The sequence below is a fragment of the Roseicyclus amphidinii genome (assembly GCF_030163755.1).
GTDB lineage: Bacteria > Pseudomonadota > Alphaproteobacteria > Rhodobacterales > Rhodobacteraceae > Roseicyclus > Roseicyclus amphidinii.
Genome location: NZ_JASJOE010000002.1, coordinates 31,890 through 51,610, shown reverse-complemented (window position 1 = coordinate 51,610; position 19,721 = coordinate 31,890). Strand labels below are relative to the sequence as shown.

The following is a 19,721-nucleotide window of genomic DNA, read 5'->3' as shown; positions in this document are numbered from 1 at the left end:
TGGTGCGGGCGGCAGTCGTTGTCGTCGTGGTGGCAACGCCATCGTTGCTTGTGCCGGGGACGTCCCTGGAAGGCGCGCAGATGGTGACGCTGGTCGCGCTGGCGCTCGGCCTGTTCACGGCCATGGAATACGGCGCGACCTATCCCGCCCTGATCGAGTTCCGCGACGCCCCCCCCTTCAACCGCGTCCGCATCCTGTCGCTCTTCGCCATGCTTTTCGTGTTGAGCGTGGTCGCCGGCGGCGCGGGCGACGAGAGCTCGAGCCTCGTGCTTGTGCTGAACGCGCTGGGGCTGATGATCGGGCATCTGCTGGACTTTCCCTACAGCCCGCTGGCAGCGGTGTTGCAACGCCTGCCCGAAGGCGCGACGGCGATCACGGCGCTGCAGGTGACGGCCATGGCGGGGCTTGCGTTGTTCGTTGCGGTCACGGCGCTGTCGATCTTTACCATTCTCCTGCGCCTGCAGCACTGGCCGAACCGGGCCGAGGCCTTCAACGTTTGGATCAACCTTCCGACCTTCGACCCCACCACGGGGGGCGATATCGTGCCCCGGCTGGTCCGCGATGCGCGCGTTAACGTCATCTTAGGGATTTCCCTGGCATTCGTCTTTCCCATCATGGGTGTGACCATCGCCGACCATGTCGACGAGGCCATGCTCGACGCGCCGCATGCGATGGTCTGGGGGGTCGCGCTTTGGATGTTCCTGCCGCTCAGCATGCTGATGCGCGGCCTGGCCATGGCCAGGATCGCCGAGATGATCCGCGCGCGCCGGGCGCGGCTCGTCGCTGCGCCGGACACAGGTGGCGCGCAGCCCGTCTGAGCCTTGCCGCCTGCCTGCTGGCGCTCTGCGCCATGCCTGCCGTCGCCGACACGCTGCGCCTGGCCACCTATCACAGTGACCTGTCGCGGCAGGGGCCGGGGCTGGTGCTGCGCGACATCCTGCGCGGGGACGATCCGCAGATCGACGCCACGCTGGCGGTGATCGTGGCCGCGGGGGCGGATATCGTGCTGCTGCAGGGGGTCGATTACGACGCGGGCGGCCTTGCGCTTGCGGCCCTGGCTGCGCGCCTCTCGGCAGAGGGGGCCGATTACCCGCACCGGCTGGCGCTTCGGCCCAACACGGGACGGCCCACGGGCCTTGACCTCGACGGGGACGGGCGCAGCTGGCGCGCGCGCGACGCCCATGGCTACGGCTTTTTCAGCGGGCAAGGCGGCATGGCGCTCCTGTCGCGCCACCCGGTCGGCGCGGTGCGGGATTTCTCGGGCCTGCGCTGGTCCGAGATGCCAGGCAGCGCCGCGCCTGATGTCCTCCCGCCCGAGGCGCTGCCGGTGCTGCGGCTGGCCAGCGTCGCCGCCTGGGATGTGGAGATCGTGCTGCCGGGTGGGCCCCTGCACCTGTTGGCGCTGCATGCCACGCCCCCCGTCTTCGACGGACCCGAGGATCGCAACGGCCGACGCAACCATGACGAATTGCGCTTCTGGCAGCTCTATCTCGACGGCTGGGCACCCGCGGGCATGGCCCCCTTCGCCGCCACGCGCTTTGCGTTGATGGGCACGCTGAACATCGACCCCGACCGTGGCGAGGGGCGGCGCGAGGGGCTCCGCGGTCTGCTGGACCATCCCCGGCTGCAAGACCCCGTGCCGCGCCGCCCCGGCGGCGGGACCGAAACCGCCGACTGGCCCGACCCGGTGCCGGGCGATCTGCGTGTCGATTACATCCTGCCCGCCGCCGGGCTGCCGGTCGTGGCGGCCGGCGTGATCTGGCCCGAGGGAGAGGGGGCGGACCCGCCCCTGTCGGTCGTGGCCGAAGCCTCGGATCACCGCCTGGTCTGGGTCGACCTGGACTTGCGGGCGCAATAGCAGCGGGGCCTGGCGCAGCGCAGGCTCGCTTGACGCCCCGTCACGGCTTGGCTACGCGGTGGCGACGCATTCAGACAGAGGACCGCCACCATGACCACCCGCTCCTTGCTCATTCTTCCCGGCGACGGGATCGGCCCCGAAGTCATGGCCGAGGTGCGGAAGGTCATCGACTGGTTCGGCACGCAGGGCATCGGGTTCGACGTGTCCGAGGACCTCGTCGGCGGGGCCGCGTATGACGCGCATGGCACGCCGCTGACCGACGAGACCATGGCGAAGGCGCAGGCCGTGGATGCCGTGCTGCTGGGCGCCGTGGGCGGGCCGAAATACGACGTGCTCGATTTCAGCGTGAAGCCCGAGCGCGGCCTCTTGCGCCTGCGCAAGGAGATGGACCTTTACGCCAACCTGCGCCCGGCGCAGTGCTTCGACGCGCTGGCCGATTTCTCGTCGCTGAAGAAAGACGTGGTCGCGGGCCTCGACATCATGATCATCCGCGAGCTGACCTCGGGCGTCTACTTCGGTGAGCCGCGCGGGATCATCAAGGAAGGCAATGAGCGCGTGGGCATCAACACCCAGCGCTACACCGAGTCCGAGATCGCCCGCGTGGCGCGCTCCGCCTTCGAGATGGCGCGCAAGCGGGGCAACAAGGTCTGCTCGATGGAGAAGGCCAACGTGATGGAATCGGGCATCCTGTGGCGCGACGTGGTGCAGGAGATCCACGACGCGGAATACCCGGATGTCGAGCTGTCCCACATGTATGCCGACGCGGGCGCGATGCAGCTGACCCGCTGGCCCAAGCAGTTCGACGTGATCGTGACCGACAACCTGTTCGGCGACCTGCTGTCGGACCTGGCCGCGATGCTGACCGGCTCGCTCGGCATGCTGCCCTCGGCCAGCCTCGGCGCACCGATGGAGAACGGCCGTCCCAAGGCGCTGTATGAGCCGGTCCACGGCTCCGCCCCCGACATCGCCGGTCAGGGCAAGGCCAACCCGATCGCCTGTATCCTCAGCTTCGCCATGGCGCTGCGCTATTCCTTCGACCTCGGCGATCAGGCCGAGCGGCTGGAAGCCGCCGTGAACGCGGTTCTGGCCGATGGGGTGCGCACCGCCGACCTGCTGGGCGCAGAGGGCGTGACGCCCGTCAGTACCGCCGAGATGGGCGACGCCATCATCGCCAAGCTGGCCGCGAGCGTCTGAGCGTGAAGACGGCGCTCGTCACCGGGGCGGCGCGCGGCATCGGGCTGGCCACCACGCAGCTGTTCCTCGACGAGGGGTGGCGCGTGGTGATGGTCGACCGCGACGCGCCCGCGCTGGAGGCGGCGGCCAAGGGGCTTTCGGGCGCGACGCCGGTCGTGGGCGACGTGTCGATCCCGGCGGATGTCGCGCGCATCGTGACCGAAGCGGGGTTGGAGCAGGGCCTTCACGCGCTGGTCAACAACGCGGGCGTGGCCGATTTCGGCCCGATCGAGACCACCGATTTCGCCCGCTGGCGCGCGGTGATGGAGACCAACCTCGACGGGATCTTCCTGCTGACGCAGGCGCTGACCCCTGCGCTCAAGGGCGCGCGGGGGGCCATCGTCAACATCGCCTCGATCTCGGGGCTGCGCGCCTCGACGCTCAGGGTGGCCTATGGCACCTCGAAGGCGGCGGTGATCCAGCTGACCCGGCAACAGGCGGTGGAGCTGGGCGAGCATGGCATCCGTGCCAATTGCGTGTGTCCCGGCCCGGTGCGCACGAAACTGGCCATGGCGGTCCACACGCAGGACATCATCGACGCCTACCACGACGCCATTCCGCTCAACCGCTACGGCAGCGAACGCGAGATCGCCGAGGCGATTTCCTTCCTCTGTTCCGACCGGGCCAGCTACATCACCGGGCAGACGCTTGCGGTCGATGGCGGGTTCGAGGCAACCGGCGTGGGACTGCCAGCCTTGCGGAAATGAGCGGCCACGGCCCTTGCGCCGTGGCGCAGGACTGGTAACGCTAACGGGGTCCAGCGATCAGAGGCCCCATGCCCCCCGAGAAAGCGACCCAATTGCGTGGCGTTGCGCTGGCGTTGGCCGCCTTCGGCGTCTTCGCCACCCATGACGTCCTGATCAAGTATCTGGGCGGCAGCTACTCGCCCTTTCAGATCGTGTTCTTCAGCGTGCTCTTCGGGTTTCCGATGGTCACCTTCCTGATGTTGCGCGACGCGAAAGAGGGCACGCTGCGCCCGGTCTACCCGATGTGGACGGCACTGCGGACGGTGGCCACCGTGATCACCGCGGTCACGGCCTTCTACGCCTTCACCGTGCTGCCGCTGGCGCAGGTCTATGCGATTCTCTTCGCCTCGCCGCTTCTGATCACGCTGCTGGCCATCCCCCTGCTGGGCGAGCGCGTGGGCATCCGCCGGTCGCTCGCGGTGCTGGTGGGGTTGGGCGGGGTGTTGATCGTCCTGAGGCCCGGCGCGACCGACCTGACGCTCGGGCACCTGGCGGCGCTTGTTGCGGCGGTTACGGGGGCCTTCGGCGCGGTCATCATGCGCAAGATCGGCCAACAGGAACGGTCGGTGGTGCTGATCCTCTACCCGATGATGGCCAACGTGGTGCTGATGGGGGCGGCGCTGCCCTTCGTCTACGAACCGATGCCCGGGCGCGACCTGCTGGCGCTTGCCGTGATCGCGGCCTTCGCGCTCATCGCAACGACGCTGCTGATCTTCGCCTACCGTCTGGCCACCGCCGCGACGGTGGCCCCGATGCAATATTCGCAGATCATCTGGGCCTCGGTCTACGGCGCGATCTTCTTCGACGAAGGGTTGGAGTGGGCGACGGTGATCGGCACGGCGGTGATCGTCGCCTCGGGGGTCTACATCGTCTTCCGCGAGGATCGCGGCGGCACCTCGACCACCACGCCGGTGCTGCGCACGCGCTCGCGGGTGGCGGCCCCTTCGGTGCCGAGGGTGGCGACGCTTCTGCCACGCGCAGTCCGGTGGCAGCGTCCCGCCGAGAAGCCGGGAGAATAGCCCAACAGGCCCCTTGCAAAGCCCCCGCCCCTTGGCTATGCCGCCCAGCACGGTCGGAGTGTAGCTCAGCCTGGTAGAGCACTGTCTTCGGGAGGCAGGGGTCGGAGGTTCGAATCCTCTCACTCCGACCAGATTTCAAGGAAAAACATGGCGTGACAAGGTCGTGCTCTTGGGTTCGCTGAACCTTGGGGTGCCGGGCCGCACGTCGCGTGGCCTTGCATGACGCGCTCCCGACTCGGCGCTGTGGTCTACGTGGCCCAGGCACCTCGGGAGGCAGGTTGCTCCGACTGGCGCTGGAACAAGACCGTTCACGACAGACACTACATCGCGGTCGCTGTCGGCTTCGCAAAGGGCGGGAGCTGACGTTCGCTGTGATCTTTCAGCGCGCCCCGCTCCGGCAGAACACGCGGCCGACCGATGTGCCGGGGCCGCGCTTTGCGCCTCCGGTGATCGGGTCTTTCTGCTGTTCGATGGCGCGGGACATGGTCAGGATGCCTTGTGATGGAGTTCATGGAAATGATGCACGGGGCCGTGTCCTGACCCGACTGTCAGATCGCCCGAACGGGCTATGGCCGTTGCGATGTAGGTTTTCGCGTGGGCCATGGCCGACGGGAGGGTCAGGCCATGGCCGAGCTGCGTTGCCAGCGCGGAGGACAGGGTGCATCCGGTGCCGTGGGTGTTGCGCGTCGCAAGGCGCTGGCCGTCGAACCAGCGCGGGCCATCCGGGGTCAGCAGGAGGTCGGGACTGTCGCCCCCTGCAAGATGCCCGCCTTTCAGCAGCACCGCATCCGGCCCGAGGGACAACAGGGCCGCGGCTTGCGCCGCCATGGCGGACCGGTCCGTTGCCTCCTCGGCATCCAGCAGGTCCGCGGCCTCGGGCAGGTTCGGGGTGATGACCGAGGCGAGGGGCAACAGCCGGTCGCGCAGCGCGGTGACGGCGTCGGCCGCCAAGAGGCGGTCGCCCCCCTTGGCCACCATCACGGGGTCCAGAACCACGGGCACCATCAGGCCCGCCACCGCATCCGCCACCGCCTCGATGATCTTCGCGTTGCCCAGCATTCCGATCTTCACCGCGTCGATGCGGATGTCGTCGCGGATCGCTGCAACCTGGGCGGCCACCATGCCGGGGTCGGTCAAGGCAACGGCGCGCACGCCTTGGGTGTTCTGTGCCGTCAGCGCGGTGATCGCGGCCATCCCATAGCCGCCATTGGCCGAGATCGCCTTGAGGTCGGCCTGGATGCCCGCACCGCCCGAGGGGTCCGAGCCTGCGATGGTAAGGATGTTGGGGATCATGCCTGCCTCCATGCGTCGACGAGGGCGCGGGTCGCCTCTTCGGGGTTGGTGGCCCGCACCACGGCCGACACGACGGCAAGCCCCAATGCGCCGGCCTGTTTCAGGGCCGCGATGTCGTGCAGGGTCAGGCCGCCGATCGCGATGGTCGGGACGGGCGAGGCCGCGACGATGCGCGCCAGCCCCTCGGGCCCCGTGGGTGGGGCCGCATCGGGCTTGGTCGCCGTGGCCCGGACCGGGCCCGCGCCGATATAGTCCACGCCCTCGGGGATGGCCGCGCATTGCGCCACGGTCTCGATCGACAGGCCGAGCAGCGCATCGGACGCGATCAGTGCGCGCGCGCGCAGCGGGTCGATGTCGCGCTGCCCGATGTGGAGGTCGGCCCCGGTGCGGCGGGCAACCTCGGCCCGGTCATTGACGAAGACACGCACCCCCATCGGAGCGAGCGCCCCCAGCAGCATGTCGGCAAGCCGCGCGATCTCGTCATCGGGGGCGCTCTTGTCCCGGATCTGGACAGCCCAGGCGCCGCCGCGGGCGGCAGCCATCGCCTGCTCGGCCACCGGCATCGGCGCGGCAGGGTCGGTCACCACGTAGACCGGCCCGATCATGCCGCGACCTCGATCCGGGCTGCGGCGTCCAGGGTCTCGGGCGCAAGGCCATGGAGCGCATCGAGGAAAGCCGGCTGAAAGCTGCCCGGCCCCTGCGCCGTTCGGGCGGCGATCTCGCCCGCGACCCCGTATGCCGCCAGCGCCGCGACGGTCGCCTCGAATGGCGGCTGACCCACGCAGAAGGCCGCGATGACCCCGTTCAACGCGCATCCCATGGCGGTCACCTGCGCCATCATCGGGTGGCCGTTGGCGACGCGCGCTGCGCGCGTGCCGTCCGTCACGTAATCCACCGGGCCGGAGACGGCGATCACGCCGCGGGTACGCTTGGCCAAGGCGCGCGCCGCGGTCTCGGCGGCCTCCACGCTGTCACCGGCGTCGACCCCGCGCGCGGCTCCGCCGAGACCGGCCAGGGCAAGGATTTCCGAGGCATTGCCGCGCACCACGGTCGGCTCGAGCTCCAGCAAGCTTGCCGACAGGTCCTGTCGGAACCGCGTGGCGGCCACGCCGACGGGGTCGAAGACCCAGGGGCGACGGGCCGCTGCCATCACGGTGGCGGCCTCCTGCATCGCGGCACCCCAGTCGGGATCGACCGTGCCGATATTGACGGTCAACGCCTGCGACAGGGCTGCGAAATCCGCGACCTCCTCGAGCGCATGGACCATGGCCGGCGAGGCGCCGACGGCCAGCAAGACATTCGCCATCACGTTCATGGCCACGAAATTGGTGATGTTGTGAACAAGCGGGCACTCGGCGCGCATGGCGCTCAGGGCCGGTCCTGGGGTCTGCATTATGCCTCCTTTTCTGGCGGAGGCGCGGGACGGAAGACGGCGATCCCCATCGAGCCATCCCCGCAACTTCCTCCGCCGGCATGATCCGGGTCAGGTTCGAAGGGTGCTTCTCAGCCCGCGCGCAGCGGACGCCCCTGTTGCGGGTGCGAGGCTTTCACGTCGTCACAGCGAAGACAAGGGGGGCGAAGCCGTGGCGCGCTGCCATGGCGCGACGGGTCAGAGGCCCATGACCGTCACGAGACCCACCGCTGCGCCCAACAGGAACAGCGTGAGAAGAACGAGCATCGCGGTGTACCGCATGTCGACCTGCAGGATGCGTCCCAGGTTCGTCCTGAGACCCAGTGCGGCGATGGCGATGACGAGGCAGGCTTGGGACAGGACGATCAGCTGCGCGACCAGCGGGGCGGGGAGCAACCCGGTGTTGCCGAGGATGGCGAGCGCCGCGAACAGCACGACGAACCACGGCAGCCGGGTCCGGCCGTCGCCACCGTCGCGCATGACGGCGACGACCAGCAGCAGCACGACGGGCAGCAGCGCCACGCGCAACATCTTGACGAAGGTCGCCATGACGCCGACCTCCTCGCTGATGGAATGGCCCGCGCCCGCCACCTGCGCCACGTCATGAATGGTGGCCCCGATCAGGAAGGCGGTTTCGGTCGGGCCGAACCCAAGCGCCTGGAAGAGAACCGGATAGCCGACCATGGCGATGGTCGACAGGATGGTCACGGCGGTGATCACCAGAAGGGTATCGGCCTCGCGCCCTTCGCGCCGCGGCAGGACAGAGGCGATGGCCAGCGCCGCCGAGGCCCCGCAGATCGCAACGGAGCCGCCCGCCAGAAGGCCGAAGGCCTTTTGCCGACCAAAGGCGTAGGACAGGAACACCCCAGCGCCAAGGGTCGCGCCCACCAGCACGACGATGGCTGCGACCGGCTGCCACCCGAGGCCCGCGACATCCTCGAGGCCAAGGCGCAGACCCATCAGGGCGACACCCCAGCGCAGCAATGTCTGCGAGGCGATCCTGACCCCGCTCGCACAGGCCGGTTGGTCGGCCACCGCGTGCAGCGACATCCCGATCAGCAGCGCGAAAAGCATGACCGGCGCGCCGTAGCTCTCGGACAGAAAGGTCGCGGCGGCCGCGACCATCCCGGCCAGCAGGAGCCCGCGCAACGCGGGCCCCCAACCGGCGGGGGCTGCTTGCCAAAGATGCGCCCGGGGTCGCACGGATCAGGCCGTGGCCAGCGCCTGATCGTAGCCGAACAGCGCGGCCGCGCCCCCGGTGTGCAAGAACACGATGCGCTCGCCCTTGGCGAAATGGCCCTTGCGGATCAAGTCGATCAGCCCTGCCGCCCCCTTGGCCGAGTAGACCGGGTCGAGCAGGATGCCCTCGAGCTGGGCGAACATCCGGATCGCCTCGAGGCCGCCCTCGGTCGGGATGCCGTAGCCCGCGCCCACGTAATCGGTGTTCGCCACCACGTCCTCGCGCGTCACGATGCCGGGGCAGCCGAGTTTCTCGGCGGTCTTGCAGGCCAGCGCAAAGACATTGCCCTCCTGCACCGGCTGGGGTGCGCGCACGCCGATGCCCAGAAGCGGGATCTGGGCGTTGCAGGCCTTGAGCCCGGTGATCAGGCCCGCCTGCGTGCCCGCGCTGCCGGTGGCGGTGACGATGTGGTCCACGGCCAGCGCGCGGTCGTTCAACTGCCCCAGCAGCTCGAAGGCGCAGTTCACGTAGCCCAGCGCCCCGGTCGCGTTGGAGCCGCCGCCGGGGATCGTGTAGACGCTCCGCCCCTCGGCGCGGAAGCGGTCGGCGACGCTCTCCATCTCGGCGTTCATGTCGACCCCGCCCGGCCGCGTCTCGGTGGTGGCGCCGTGCAGGTGGTCGAGCAGGACGTTGCCGTTGCCCTTGTAGTTGGGGTCGTTCGACCCGGTGCGATCCTCCAGCAGCAGGTGGCAGCCAAGGCCCAGCTTGGCGGCGAAGGCCGCGGTCTGGCGGGCGTGGTTCGACTGGGTCGCGCCCTGTGTCATCACCATATCCGCGCCCTGCAGCAGCGCCTCGGCCATCAGGAATTCCAGCTTGCGGGTCTTGTTGCCGCCGGTCGACAGGCCGGTGCAGTCGTCGCGCTTGATCCAGATCTCCGGCCCGCCAAGCTCGGCCGACAGGCGGTCGAGCCGTTCAAGCGGCGTGGGCAGATGCGCGAGGAAATGGCGCGGAAAGCGGGCGAGGTTCATGGCGGCGTCTCCCTGATTTGAACAAACCGGCAGTTATCAGGGTATCGGTTGAAAAAATAACGGATGATTTGCATGATAAGATGCGAAACGCGCAACTTGAGGCCTGTCATGCGTCACGATTGGATCGCCGACATTCTCGCCGTGATCGACACCGGCTCCTTCGCGCGCGCGGCCGAGGCGCGCCACGTCACGCAATCGGCCTTCACCCGGCGGATGGACGCCATCGAGGACCATCTGGGCGGCCCCCTGTTCGACCGACGGCGCAAGCCCGTCGAGATCCTGCCGGTCACCCATGCGCTCGAGCCTGCCCTCCGCGCGGGATTGCAGCAGCAATCCACGCTTCTCAGGGACCTGTCCGAAGCCGCTGCGGGCGGCGGGGCGATCACGCTGGCCTGCCAGCACGCCATCAGCGCGACGGTGTCGCCCGGCATCGTGCGCGCCCTGTCCTGCGCGGGGTTCGAGCCGGTGCGCATCCGATCCGGCAACCAGGACGAATGCCTGCTCATGCTGCTGTCCGGCGCAGCCGACCTTGTGATCAGCTATGCCGCCGCGGACGGGGTGCCCGAACCCGGCTCGGCCTTCGAGGTCTGCCAGATCGGCCAGGACCGGTTGATCCCCGTGGCCGCGCCGGGGCTGGAGCGGTCGGCCAACGGCGCCCTGCCCGTGGTGGCCTACCCCTCCGATGTCTTCTTCGGCGGGCTCGTCGCGGAGCTCTGGCGCGACCTGCCGGAGGACATCGTTCTGCACCGGCGGATAGAGACGGCTCTGACGCTGGCGGCCTATCGCTATGCCGTCGAGGGGCTCGCCGTGGCGTGGCTGCCGCAGGCGCTGGTGCAGCCAGACCTCGACAACGGGCGGTTGCGGCGGGTGGCGGAGGCCGGGCCGGACCTGCCGCTCGACATCCGGATGCTGCGCCTGGCCGGGTCCGGACGCGAGGGGGCGCAGCGGGGCTGGGACGTGATCCGCGACAACGCGGGGGGTGTCTCAGAAGGCTTCCCATAGCGCACGCCCGATCTTGTCGAGGCGCTCGGGCGAACAGAACAGCGAAATCGTCAGGCGCGCTGTCCACGACGGGCCGCCCATGCGCACCAGCCGCCCGTCGGCCAGTTCCTCGACAATCGAGAAAGCGGGCAGCCACGCGACGCCGCCGCCCGCCACCGCCTGCCGCTTCAGGGCCTCGGCGAGCGCGTCCATGTAGCGGATATCCAGCGTCGTCTCGCGCTGGCCGATGGTGCGATCCACCACGCTGCCGAGGAAGGTGTCGGGATCGTAGCCGAGATAGGGCACCGGCGCGCGGCTGGGGCCGCCCAGCGTCCAGCCATGCCGCAGCGCCGCGGCCTGCTGCGCGACCGGGATCAGGTCTTCGGTGCAGATGTCCTTTCGGGCAAAGCGGGTCTCGTCGAGGATCGGCTCGACATGCTGGTGACGGTAATAGAGCAGGAACTCGCAGCCGCCGTCGGTCAGGAGCTGGCAGCACGCGGCCATGGTGTCCGACACCACGCGGGTGCGCAGCTCCGGCATCGTGGTTGCGAATTCCGTCAGGCGCGGCTGCAGGTAATTCACCGAGATCGCGTGCAGCGCCGCGATGCGCTGGAGCGGCAGCTTGTTGCTTTCCGCCGCGCGAATCGCCTGCCGCGCATCGGTGAGCTGCGCCATGGTGACCTGCGCGGTCGACAGGAATTGTTTGCCCGCCGGCGTAAGCTGCACCGGGTAGCTCGAGCGGTCGACCAGCGCGGTTCCGACCCAGGACTCGAGCGAGCGGATGCGGCGGCTGAAGGCCGATTGGGTGATGTTGCGCTCCTCGGCGGCGCGCGAGAAATTCAGCGTCCGGCCAAGGCAGACGAAGTCGATCAGCCAGTTGATGTCCATCGCGCACCCCGTCCGGTTCCGCCGGAGATCGAGCCTAAGCGAGGCGCAGGGTTATGCAAGTTTGGAATAGTTGTTTGAGGGAAAAGCATTGGCGCAGATGCCGGAGACTCGCCTACCGTTTCAGCATCTGCCCACGCTCTGTGCGGCCAAGACGGGACACCGGGGCTGAAACCCGGGCCAATCGAAAACCATCTCAACGGGGATCATCGCATGAAAAAGACGATCACGACGGCACTTTCGACCACGGTTCTGGCAACGGGGCTTGCCCTGCCCGCCGCAGCCGAGACGACCATCCGCCTCTCGACCTACGTGAACGAGATCGACATCCGTCACGAGGGCTTTCAGCATTTCGCCGATCTCGTCGCCGAGCGCACGGGCGGCGAGGTGGAAATCCAGATCTTCCCCTCCTCCACGCTTCACGGCTGGTCCGAGGGCGTCGACGCGCTGCAGGGCGGGGTGTCGGACATCAGCTGGATTCCGGCGGACGAGCGTCTGCCCTGCTACCGCGTCACGTCGCTTTACCCGGCGATGGTCGACCTCGAGAACCAGGTGGCCATGGACGCGGCCTATGCCGACCTGGTCCGCGCCGAGGCGGCCGAGGTCGGGCTCGTGCCGCTGTTCAACTCGAACTATTCCTACGATCAGGAATGGTGGTTCGAGGAACCCATCGCCGATCTGGGCAACCTCGAAGGCCGACAGGTCCGCTCCATCGGGCCGCTGGTCTCCATGATGATCGAGACCTGGGGCGGCTCGCCCGTCTTCGTGGCGCCAAGCGAAGTGTTCCAGTCCGCCGAGCGCGGCGTCGTGGACGGCATCAACATGGGTGTGGCCACCTATTCCAGCTGGCAGCTCTGGGACGTGATGCCCTACATGGTCAACGGCAGCCTGTTCTACGGCAACATCATCTACATGATGAGCGAAAACGCCTACGAGCGGCTGACCCCGGAGCAGCAGACCATCGTGATGGAGGCCGCCGCCGAGACCGAAGCCTGGCTGCAGCCGCGCTACGAGGCCTGGGTCGATCAGCGCGTCGGCAATGCCGTGATGTCCGGCGGCGGCGCGGCGGTGTCGCTGTCGGTCGAAGAGCGCACGGCGCTTCTCGCAAGCGTGCAGGAGACATGGAACGCCGAGGTCGAGGCCGCCTGCGGCCCCGAGCTGGCCGGTCAGATCCTCGAGCTGTTCGCCGAGAACGCGCCCTGACGCTCTCCTGAACCGAAGGACCGCGGGCCGATTGCCTTGGCCCGCGGCACCTTGATCCGTTTGCACGGCAACAGTTTCACGGGGGCGCGGCAGTGACGCAACTCGACGGATTGATCCGACATGTCGAAAGGCTCGTCGTCTGGCTGGCGGCGGCCGGGGCCTGCATCATCCTCGTTCAGATGGTGTGGATCAGCTACGGCGTCTTCACCCGCTACGCGCTGAATTCACCGGACCGCATGGTGACCGAGGCGACCGCGCTGCTTCTGTTCCCGGTGGCCTTCGCAGGCCTCGCCTACGCGCTGCGCGAGGATGCCTATCCGAGGGTCACGATGCTGACCGACCGGCTGCCGGCCAAGGGCCGCAAGATCGTGGCGCTGGTCAACCTGGCCCTGATGCTGGGCGTGGGGATGTTCCTTGCGACGGCGGCGGGCAACGCCACGATCCGCGCCTTCAACTCCGGCTCCTCCTCCGAGATCCTGCTGTGGCCGCGCTGGATCTTCTGGGCGCCGGGGGCGCTGTCTCTGATCGTCTTCACGGTCTACGCGGTGCTGCGCCTTGCGCGCGTCGCCCTGACCCCGTCCGAGGAGTTGTAAGCGATGGAATGGTATGAAGTCGGTCTCGGGCTGCTCGGTCTTCTCGTCCTGCTGATCGGGATGGGCCTGCCCATTCCCTTCGCCCTCGCGGCCGCGTCGCTGCCGTTCCTGTGGCAGATCCAGAGTTTCCAGACCTCGCTGGTCTCGTCGCAGCTGAAGCTCTGGGGGGTGTGGATCAACTACATCCTGCTCGCCGTGCCGCTCTTCGTCTTCCTCGGCGAGCTGATCGGCAGGTCGCATATCGGCCCGAGGCTCTACCAGTTCCTGCACCAGGGGGTGCGGGTCCGGGGCTCGGCGGCCTATGGCTCCATCGGGGCCTGCGCGGGCTTCGGCGCGGTGTCGGGCTCGTCCATGGTGGGGTCGCTGACCATCGGCGGCGTCGCGCTGCCCGAGATGCTGCGCCTCGGCTACGGCAAGGAGCTGTCGTCGGGCGTTCTGGCTGCGGGCGGCACGCTTTCGGTGCTGTTGCCGCCCAGCCTGATCCTGCTGTTCTACGGGATCGTCACCGACCAGAGCATCGGCGACCTGTTCATCGCGGGCGTCGTGCCGGGGCTGATCCTTGCGACGCTCTTTTCCGTCGTCGTGATGATCTGGGGCGTGATCCACCCCGACGACATCCCCGCCAGTGAACAGGCGGCGCGGATGACCCTGTTCCAGATCGGGGCGACCGTCGGGCCCATCGCGCTCATCGGCCTTGTCATCACGGTCGCCATCTACGGCGGCATCGCCACGCCCACGGAGGCCGCGGCGGTGGCCGCGCTTCTCACGGTGATCCTCGCCTTCGGCGTGGGCGGCCTGCGCTGGGCGGGCTTCAAGGACGCGCTCTTTTCCACGATGCGCACCATGGGTTACCTCGGCCTGCTGCTCTCGGCGGGCACGCTCTTCGGCTTCGTGCTCACCTATTACCGCGTGCCGCAGGAATTCACCGAGCTGTTCCTGAGCTTCGAGTTGTCGCCCTACACCGTGCTGGCCATCGTGCTGGTGTTCTACATCCTGTTGGGCATGTTCCTCGAGCCGGTCTCGATGACCTTCATCACCCTGCCCACGATCTTTCCGCTGATGGCGGCGGCGGGCTTCGACCTGATCTGGTTCGGCGTGGTCTACACCGTGACGATGGAGATCGCGGTGCTGACGCCGCCCGTGGGGCTGAACCTCTACGTCATCCAGGGGATCAGCCGGGGACAGGTCAGCATAGGCCAGGTGATCCGGGGCTGCCTGCCGTTCATCGGGGCGCTGGTGCTGCTCATCGGGCTTCTGATCGCCTTCCCGCAGCTGGCCCTGTGGCTGCCCGAGCAGATGCAATGACCCTGTCGCGCGATGTCCACCTTCACCCGGCCGATGCGCCGGATGTCGAGGCCCTGCCGCTGGTTCTCGTGCACGGCTACCTCGGGGGATCGGCGCAATGGGCCGAGCTCGAGGCAGGTCTTGCCGGGCGCTTCCGCACCGTGGCGCTCGACCTGCCCGGCTTCGGGACGGCCAGCCGGCGGCCTGCCCCCACGTCGATCGGCGGCTTCGCCGAGCAGGTGATCGCCGATCTGGACGCCCGCGGCATCGACCGGTTCAACCTCGTCGGGCATTCCATGGGCGGCATGATCGCCCAGGAGGTCGCGCGCCGCATCACGCCGCGGATCGGGCGGCTGGTCCTCTACGGCACCGGGCCGCTCGGCCTGATGCCGGACCGGTTCGAGCCGATCGGCGTGTCGCTCGAGCGCCTGCTCGCGGATGGCGTGGCGCCGACGGCGCGCCGCATCGCCGCCACGTGGTTCCTGCACGGCGAGGCGCACCCGGCCTTCGAAGCCATCGCGGCCATCGGCGCGCAAGCCGATCCATCGGCGGCCGAGGCCGCGCTGGGCGCAATGGCCGACTGGGACGGGCGCGCGGGGATTTCCGGCCTGACCATGCCGTCGCTGGTGGTCTGGGGCGACCGGGACCGGTCCTACCGATGGCCGCAAGTGGAACAGCTCTGGACACGGCTTCCCGCCGCCTCGCTGGCCGTTATCCCCGGCGCATCGCACGCGGCGCATGTCGAGAAGCCGGGGATCTTCCAGCTGATCCTCGAGGATTTCCTGTCGGGCTGACCCTGCCGGGCCGCGGCGTGGGAAGACCGGTTGAAAATCCCGCCTCGCTCGCCGACAAAGCGGGCGTGGTGAGCACCGTGGCTGTCCCCCCGTCGCCGGGGGCGGGATGGTTTCGGACAACTCCCACACCGCACGCCCAGAACCAGGGAGATGGCCAGATGACAACACGCTGGTTTGTCGCGCGCACCAAGCCCAACGGGGAGCAGCGCGCCTTGATCAACCTGTCGCGGCAGGGGTTCCATGCGTTTCTTCCGCGCGAGGAGCGTCAGCAAAAACGCGGGCGGCGTCAGGTTCTCGTGCAGCGCCCCTTGTTTCCCGGCTATGTCTTTCTCGAACTTGACCTCGACCGCCCCGGTTGGGCCGCGGTGAACAACACCTTCGGCGTGCTCAGGCTGGTGTCGCTGCAGGACGGGATTCCCTCCGCCTTGCCGCGCGGGGCGGTGGAGGAACTGCTGGAGCGCACCGACGAACAGGGCCTGCTGCTTCCGCCCGAGGAGATCGAGGTCGGAAGCCACATGCGGGTGGTGCAAGGGCCCTTCGCCAACTGGGTGGCCGAGGTGGTGGCCGCGCCCGATGATGCCCGCATCAGCCTGTTGCTCGACCTGATGGGTCGCAAGGTGACGGTGACGACCACCAGGTCCAACCTTGCGAAACCATCCTTGGCGGACGGCAAGGGCTGAGATCGGGGGCACGTATAGCGCCCCGCGCCAAGGCGTCGGCGATCACTCGGCCGGGTGTTCCGACAGGGGGGGCGGCGCGGTCGTGCGCAGCCGTCCGAAGCGTCCACTGCTGACCAAAAAGGTCATCAGGAAATAGGCCACGAAAAACAGCACCACCAGCCCGACGAAGGCCCCGAAGGCGAGCGCGGGTTGATCCCACAGCAGCACCCCAAGGCAGGCCGGCGCCACGATGAAAGGCAGCAGGACCAAGGTCGTCAACGGGTTGGACACGGCGCGCCGGTCGCGGCCGAGCCAGGTGATCTCGAGGCTGCGCATGACAAGCTGGTGGACGTGCAGGCGGTCGGGCTGCATCGCGGGCCGCTTGCCCAGCCCGCGCCGGTAGATGGCAAGCAACGTGTCGGCGATCGGCCAGAACATCGTGAGCAAGATGGCCCAGGGCGTCACGTCGGAATGGTTCATCACGATCGCCACGCCGAACCATGCCAGCACGAAGCCCAGCGTATAGGCCCCTGCATCGCCGAGGAAGATCAGGCCGAACGGGTAGTTGAGAAGCAGAAAGCCACCGATGCCCAGCGCCAGCAAGGTCGTGAAGGTCATCATCGCGTCGTAGCCCGTCGCGTGGGAAATCCACCCAAGCGCGACTGCGCAGACCAGCGCCGTGGTTCCGGCAAGACCGTTCACGCCATCGATCAGGTTGAACGCGTTCGAGATGCCGACGACCACGAAGATGGTCAACGGAATCCCGAGAAGGCCGCTCGCCATGATCGGTTCGAGGACGGACCACCCGATCCGCGGCACCCAGGCGTCCAGCATGACGATCACCAACAGGCTGGCGACAACGGCCGCCAGCAACCTGCCCCTGGGCGGCACGCGCCACCCCAGATCTTCGGCAAGGCCCGCCGCGAACAGAACGGAGGCCGCCAGCAGAAAGTTGCCATAGGCGGTTTCGATATAGACCGGCGCGAATGGCAGCGTGGCGATCAGAGAGGCAAAAATGGCGATGCCGCCAAGGCGCGGGGTGGCAACCCGGTGGGCGGACTGGACGCTGGTCAGGTCGCCATCACGCCCTGACAGCGGACGAAAACTCTTTGAAGTCAGAACGATGGCCACAGACAACACTGCCGAAACCGCGAAGATGGTCCAAACGGACATCTCTGAAATGGCATACGGCAGCATCATGTCGGATCCATCTTCGGGAAACCAAATACAACTTTAAACACCGGGCGGAGGTCACCCATCAGCACCAAGATTGTGACGTTCGTCACACTGACCCGAGTAGAGAGCGCAGTCACCTTGAGTCAAGGTGTGGTCACCCCCATTTTTTACCTGCTCACCCCCAATCGGCAATGGTTACTCAAAAGTTTATCCTTCTCTTCCACACCCTCGAGCCCATCAACGACACGACTGTGGCCCGTCATAGCCCCGCTGCCGCTCCGCCGTGCAGGGCAGGCCCGCCCGACACGAAAGTCAGTGATTCCCAATGGTCGGGCCATTGGCCAGACGCCTCCATGGGTACAGGCCGCCATCCGCCCGAACGGGATGGCGTGTGATGCGGCGCGCGCCCGCCGAATATACGCTCATGCCTGCATATTGATCGCCATGCTTGGAAAATGGGCGGCCCCAACATAGCCGCCCAGTGTGTCCCCGATGCACACCGGCCACCGACCACGCCCTCCCGGCCGCGATGACGCCTCGCTCGGTTGACTAAGCCGGAGTGGCTGCGCACACTTGTGCAATAATTGCACGGAGCATCCATCATGACGCGCCTTGGCCGCACGAAATTCGCATTGCTCACATCGTCTGTCGCCATCGCCTTGGCGGGATGCACGCTGTCTCCCGTCGCGCAGTCCGCCGACGGGGCCGCCCTGACCCCCAGCATGTCGTCGCAATCGAGCGACGGCGTTCTCGTGGAAGGCGCATCGCGGCTGGTGTCGTTTGTCGAAGACAATCAGGTGTTCGAGATCCGGCAGCAGCTGGTCTGCGCGGTGCCCGAGGCCGCGCAACTGACCTCGTCCTGTGGCTGCGCCTGGGTGGCGCAAACGCGGGTGCCCGTCGCGGCAAGCGCGGCGACGCCCTATGACGGCAACCCCTGCGTCGAGCTGACCGCGCAGAGCACGCAGGAGTTGCGTGATTCGTTCCAGCCCGGCACAGGTGCCATCATCGCCGGGGCCGGCCTTCTTCTGCTGCTGGGCCTTGCGGGCGGCGGTGGCGGCGGCGGGGCCGCCGACGGGACGTGATGCACCTGCAGCGTGGCGCATCCCGCGCCACACGCGCTGAAACACCCGTGGGCCGCTGCGTGCCCTGCGCGGGTGACGGGCCGCGGGGCACGCAGCCATGACCCACTGGACCTCGCTCAAGGGGCAGGTGGTGGACCTGCTCGGCCTTGATCAGGACCTGTTGCACGTCCCGCTCGGCCTTGTGGTGTTCGCGCTGCTGGCCGTGGCGCTGCGGCGCTGGGACCACCGGTTCGGCCTTGCGCTGCTCGGGCTGCTTGGCCTGCAGCTGCTGAACGAGACCTTCGACGCCGTGCAATGGGTGATCTGGACCGGCCGCATTCCGTGGGCGGAAGCCGCGCGGGATACGTTTGCGACGCTTGCCCTGCCGGTCATCATCCTGTCGGTCCTGTCGGTCCGCCGCCACCTCAGGGGCCGCCGCGCCGTGGCCGCCGCACGCACCGAATCACTGGACCCGACGCGGCAACCGTGCCCTTGAGGCCCCGGCAAAGGAACGGGGCCGCGTGTGATGGACACAGTTTTCTTCGTGATTTCGAAACTCGTCGGCGCGGCGCTGATGCTCGAGACATGGCTGGTTCTGGCCGCTCTGATGACGGTCTGGGCCATCCGGACCGGTAGGCTGCGCCTTGCGCGGCGCAGTTCCGCGGGGCTGGCCCTTGCCCTGCTGGTGATCGGCCTCGTCCCCCTGGGCGACCTTCTGCTGCGGCCCATCGAACAGCACCATCCCGTGATCGCCCCCCCCGACGGGATCGACGGCATCATCGTGCTGGGTGGCGGCGAGGACGTGGCCGCCTCGGTCGCCTCGGGGCAAGCGCAGCTCGGCGAAGGTGGCGACCGGCATGTCGCCGCCCTTGCGCTGGCGCGAGCCGCGCCCGAGGCGCGCATCCTCTTTGCCGGCGGCAGCGGGCGGTTGCGCGACATCGGGGGCGGTTTCGTGTCCGAGGCGGCGATTGCCGAACGGATCTTCGCGGCGCAAGGGATCACGGGCGGACGGCTTCTGATCGAAAGCCGGTCGCGCAACACCGCCGAGAATGCCCGGCTGGCCCGCGCCCTCGTGCAGCCCGAGGCGGGCGCGCGCTGGGTGCTGGTCACCAGCGCCTTTCACATGCCCCGCGCGCTGGCCAGTTTCGAGGCGGCGGGATGGGAGGAGCTGGTTCCCTACCCGGTCGATCACCGGACCCGCGACTGGCGCGACGCGCTGGGGTGGAATTTCGGGCGCAACCTCGGCCTTTTGAACACGGCGATCCGCGAATGGGTCGGGCGCGCCGTCTATGAGATCACGAGCCGGTAGGCGTCGGA

The 19,721-nt window shown here is 68.3% G+C and carries 21 protein-coding genes, 1 tRNA gene and 1 riboswitch; of the genes, 15 read left to right on the top strand and 7 right to left on the bottom strand.

Features of this window, described 5'->3' with window-relative positions; genetic code table 11:
• Positions 1-80: 80 nt before the first annotated feature.
• From QQK83_RS01215 to QQK83_RS01190, 6 genes are all read left to right on the top strand, one after another.
• Positions 81-818, top strand: coding sequence for a hypothetical protein (locus QQK83_RS01215; RefSeq protein ID WP_284260858.1), 738 nt, complete (start codon positions 81-83; stop codon positions 816-818).
• 32 nt (positions 819-850) lie between these two features.
• Positions 851-1,858 (top strand): endonuclease/exonuclease/phosphatase family protein, encoded by a 1,008-nt coding sequence (locus QQK83_RS01210; protein WP_284260857.1) that lies wholly within the window; start codon positions 851-853, stop codon positions 1,856-1,858.
• A 90-nt stretch (positions 1,859-1,948) separates the two neighbouring features.
• The gene (gene leuB, locus QQK83_RS01205; RefSeq protein ID WP_284260855.1) at positions 1,949-3,052 is read left to right on the top strand and encodes a 3-isopropylmalate dehydrogenase; all 1,104 of its coding nucleotides are present in this window, start codon (positions 1,949-1,951) and stop codon (positions 3,050-3,052) included.
• Positions 3,049-3,798 (top strand): SDR family NAD(P)-dependent oxidoreductase, encoded by a 750-nt coding sequence (locus tag QQK83_RS01200; protein WP_284260991.1) that lies wholly within the window; start codon positions 3,049-3,051, stop codon positions 3,796-3,798. The genes leuB and QQK83_RS01200 overlap by 4 nt, the downstream gene beginning before the upstream one ends.
• Before the next feature lie 68 nt (positions 3,799-3,866).
• Positions 3,867-4,856 (top strand): DMT family transporter, encoded by a 990-nt coding sequence (locus tag QQK83_RS01195; protein ID WP_284260853.1) that lies wholly within the window; start codon positions 3,867-3,869, stop codon positions 4,854-4,856.
• A 54-nt stretch (positions 4,857-4,910) separates the two neighbouring features.
• Positions 4,911-4,987, top strand: a tRNA-Pro gene (locus QQK83_RS01190).
• 355 nt (positions 4,988-5,342) lie between these two features.
• Here the strand turns inward: QQK83_RS01190 and thiD are convergent.
• From thiD to cuyA, 5 genes are all read right to left on the bottom strand, one after another.
• Positions 5,343-6,149, bottom strand: coding sequence for a bifunctional hydroxymethylpyrimidine kinase/phosphomethylpyrimidine kinase (gene thiD / locus QQK83_RS01185; RefSeq protein WP_284260850.1), 807 nt, complete (start codon positions 6,147-6,149; stop codon positions 5,343-5,345).
• Positions 6,146-6,754, bottom strand: a complete 609-nt coding sequence (gene thiE / locus QQK83_RS01180) for a thiamine phosphate synthase (protein ID WP_284260847.1) — start codon at positions 6,752-6,754, stop codon at positions 6,146-6,148. Before thiE ends, thiD begins: the two co-directional genes overlap by 4 nt.
• A complete protein-coding gene (gene thiM, locus QQK83_RS01175; RefSeq protein ID WP_284260845.1) occupies positions 6,751-7,542 on the bottom strand; it encodes a hydroxyethylthiazole kinase in 792 nt (263 codons plus the stop codon). The genes thiE and thiM overlap by 4 nt, the downstream gene beginning before the upstream one ends.
• A gap of 50 nt (positions 7,543-7,592) precedes the next feature.
• Positions 7,593-7,688, bottom strand: a riboswitch (TPP riboswitch).
• Between the two features lie 70 nt (positions 7,689-7,758).
• Positions 7,759-8,709: a YeiH family protein gene (locus QQK83_RS01170; RefSeq protein WP_284260843.1), complete on the bottom strand. Its 951-nt coding sequence runs from the start codon at positions 8,707-8,709 to the stop codon at positions 7,759-7,761.
• 57 nt (positions 8,710-8,766) lie between these two features.
• Entirely contained in the window at positions 8,767-9,768 is a 1,002-nt protein-coding gene (gene cuyA / locus QQK83_RS01165) for a D-cysteate sulfo-lyase (RefSeq protein ID WP_284260841.1), read from the bottom strand.
• Between the two features lie 108 nt (positions 9,769-9,876).
• Between cuyA and QQK83_RS01160 the strand changes: the two genes are divergently transcribed.
• Positions 9,877-10,770, top strand: a complete 894-nt coding sequence (locus QQK83_RS01160; protein WP_284260839.1) for a LysR family transcriptional regulator — start codon at positions 9,877-9,879, stop codon at positions 10,768-10,770.
• Here QQK83_RS01160 and QQK83_RS01155 read toward each other — a convergent pair.
• Positions 10,753-11,637 (bottom strand): LysR family transcriptional regulator, encoded by an 885-nt coding sequence (locus QQK83_RS01155; protein ID WP_284260837.1) that lies wholly within the window; start codon positions 11,635-11,637, stop codon positions 10,753-10,755. The genes QQK83_RS01160 and QQK83_RS01155 overlap by 18 nt on opposite strands.
• Before the next feature lie 210 nt (positions 11,638-11,847).
• Here QQK83_RS01155 and dctP point away from each other — a divergent pair, with 210 nt between their 5' ends.
• The 5 genes from dctP (at position 11,848) to nusG (ending at position 16,188) form a co-directional block, all read left to right on the top strand.
• Positions 11,848-12,837: a TRAP transporter substrate-binding protein DctP gene (gene dctP, locus QQK83_RS01150; RefSeq protein ID WP_284260835.1), complete on the top strand. Its 990-nt coding sequence runs from the start codon at positions 11,848-11,850 to the stop codon at positions 12,835-12,837.
• Positions 12,838-12,947: 110 nt separating this feature from the next.
• Complete coding sequence (locus tag QQK83_RS01145; protein WP_284260833.1) at positions 12,948-13,430, top strand: TRAP transporter small permease; 483 nt, start codon at positions 12,948-12,950, stop codon at positions 13,428-13,430.
• A gap of 3 nt (positions 13,431-13,433) precedes the next feature.
• The gene (locus tag QQK83_RS01140) at positions 13,434-14,735 is read left to right on the top strand and encodes a TRAP transporter large permease (RefSeq protein ID WP_284260831.1); all 1,302 of its coding nucleotides are present in this window, start codon (positions 13,434-13,436) and stop codon (positions 14,733-14,735) included.
• Complete coding sequence (locus QQK83_RS01135) at positions 14,732-15,508, top strand: alpha/beta fold hydrolase (RefSeq protein ID WP_284260829.1); 777 nt, start codon at positions 14,732-14,734, stop codon at positions 15,506-15,508. The genes QQK83_RS01140 and QQK83_RS01135 overlap by 4 nt, the downstream gene beginning before the upstream one ends.
• A gap of 158 nt (positions 15,509-15,666) precedes the next feature.
• Entirely contained in the window at positions 15,667-16,188 is a 522-nt protein-coding gene (nusG, locus tag QQK83_RS01130; protein WP_284260827.1) for a transcription termination/antitermination protein NusG, read from the top strand.
• A gap of 42 nt (positions 16,189-16,230) precedes the next feature.
• Here nusG and QQK83_RS01125 read toward each other — a convergent pair whose 3' ends face one another.
• Complete coding sequence (locus QQK83_RS01125; RefSeq protein WP_284260825.1) at positions 16,231-17,364, bottom strand: MraY family glycosyltransferase; 1,134 nt, start codon at positions 17,362-17,364, stop codon at positions 16,231-16,233.
• A gap of 581 nt (positions 17,365-17,945) precedes the next feature.
• Here QQK83_RS01125 and QQK83_RS01120 point away from each other — a divergent pair.
• The 3 genes from QQK83_RS01120 (at position 17,946) to QQK83_RS01110 (ending at position 19,713) form a co-directional block, all read left to right on the top strand.
• Positions 17,946-18,425 (top strand): hypothetical protein, encoded by a 480-nt coding sequence (locus QQK83_RS01120; RefSeq protein WP_284260823.1) that lies wholly within the window; start codon positions 17,946-17,948, stop codon positions 18,423-18,425.
• 97 nt (positions 18,426-18,522) lie between these two features.
• Positions 18,523-18,900: a hypothetical protein gene (locus QQK83_RS01115; RefSeq protein WP_284260821.1), complete on the top strand. Its 378-nt coding sequence runs from the start codon at positions 18,523-18,525 to the stop codon at positions 18,898-18,900.
• A 30-nt stretch (positions 18,901-18,930) separates the two neighbouring features.
• Positions 18,931-19,713, top strand: coding sequence for a YdcF family protein (locus QQK83_RS01110; protein WP_284260819.1), 783 nt, complete (start codon positions 18,931-18,933; stop codon positions 19,711-19,713).
• Positions 19,714-19,721: the final 8 nt, after the last annotated feature.

What these genes read in the sequence shown, in the direction of transcription:
- thiE (WP_284260847.1), bottom strand. Translation starts at nt 6,754, where the DNA reads ATGATCGGGCCGGTCTACGTGGTGACCGACCCTGCCGCGCCGATGCCG.
- leuB (WP_284260855.1), top strand. Translation starts at nt 1,949, where the DNA reads ATGACCACCCGCTCCTTGCTCATTCTTCCCGGCGACGGGATCGGCCCC.
- QQK83_RS01140 (WP_284260831.1), top strand. Translation starts at nt 13,434, where the DNA reads ATGGAATGGTATGAAGTCGGTCTCGGGCTGCTCGGTCTTCTCGTCCTG.
- QQK83_RS01120 (WP_284260823.1), top strand. Translation starts at nt 17,946, where the DNA reads ATGACGCGCCTTGGCCGCACGAAATTCGCATTGCTCACATCGTCTGTC.
- thiM (WP_284260845.1), bottom strand. Translation starts at nt 7,542, where the DNA reads ATGCAGACCCCAGGACCGGCCCTGAGCGCCATGCGCGCCGAGTGCCCG.
- dctP (WP_284260835.1), top strand. Translation starts at nt 11,848, where the DNA reads ATGAAAAAGACGATCACGACGGCACTTTCGACCACGGTTCTGGCAACG.
- nusG (WP_284260827.1), top strand. Translation starts at nt 15,667, where the DNA reads ATGACAACACGCTGGTTTGTCGCGCGCACCAAGCCCAACGGGGAGCAG.
- cuyA (WP_284260841.1), bottom strand. Translation starts at nt 9,768, where the DNA reads ATGAACCTCGCCCGCTTTCCGCGCCATTTCCTCGCGCATCTGCCCACG.
- QQK83_RS01195 (WP_284260853.1), top strand. Translation starts at nt 3,867, where the DNA reads ATGCCCCCCGAGAAAGCGACCCAATTGCGTGGCGTTGCGCTGGCGTTG.
- QQK83_RS01215 (WP_284260858.1), top strand. Translation starts at nt 81, where the DNA reads ATGGTGACGCTGGTCGCGCTGGCGCTCGGCCTGTTCACGGCCATGGAA.
- QQK83_RS01210 (WP_284260857.1), top strand. Translation starts at nt 851, where the DNA reads ATGCCTGCCGTCGCCGACACGCTGCGCCTGGCCACCTATCACAGTGAC.
- QQK83_RS01155 (WP_284260837.1), bottom strand. Translation starts at nt 11,637, where the DNA reads ATGGACATCAACTGGCTGATCGACTTCGTCTGCCTTGGCCGGACGCTG.
- QQK83_RS01125 (WP_284260825.1), bottom strand. Translation starts at nt 17,364, where the DNA reads ATGCTGCCGTATGCCATTTCAGAGATGTCCGTTTGGACCATCTTCGCG.
- QQK83_RS01115 (WP_284260821.1), top strand. Translation starts at nt 18,523, where the DNA reads ATGACCCACTGGACCTCGCTCAAGGGGCAGGTGGTGGACCTGCTCGGC.
- QQK83_RS01160 (WP_284260839.1), top strand. Translation starts at nt 9,877, where the DNA reads ATGCGTCACGATTGGATCGCCGACATTCTCGCCGTGATCGACACCGGC.
- thiD (WP_284260850.1), bottom strand. Translation starts at nt 6,149, where the DNA reads ATGATCCCCAACATCCTTACCATCGCAGGCTCGGACCCCTCGGGCGGT.
- QQK83_RS01110 (WP_284260819.1), top strand. Translation starts at nt 18,931, where the DNA reads ATGGACACAGTTTTCTTCGTGATTTCGAAACTCGTCGGCGCGGCGCTG.
- QQK83_RS01135 (WP_284260829.1), top strand. Translation starts at nt 14,732, where the DNA reads ATGACCCTGTCGCGCGATGTCCACCTTCACCCGGCCGATGCGCCGGAT.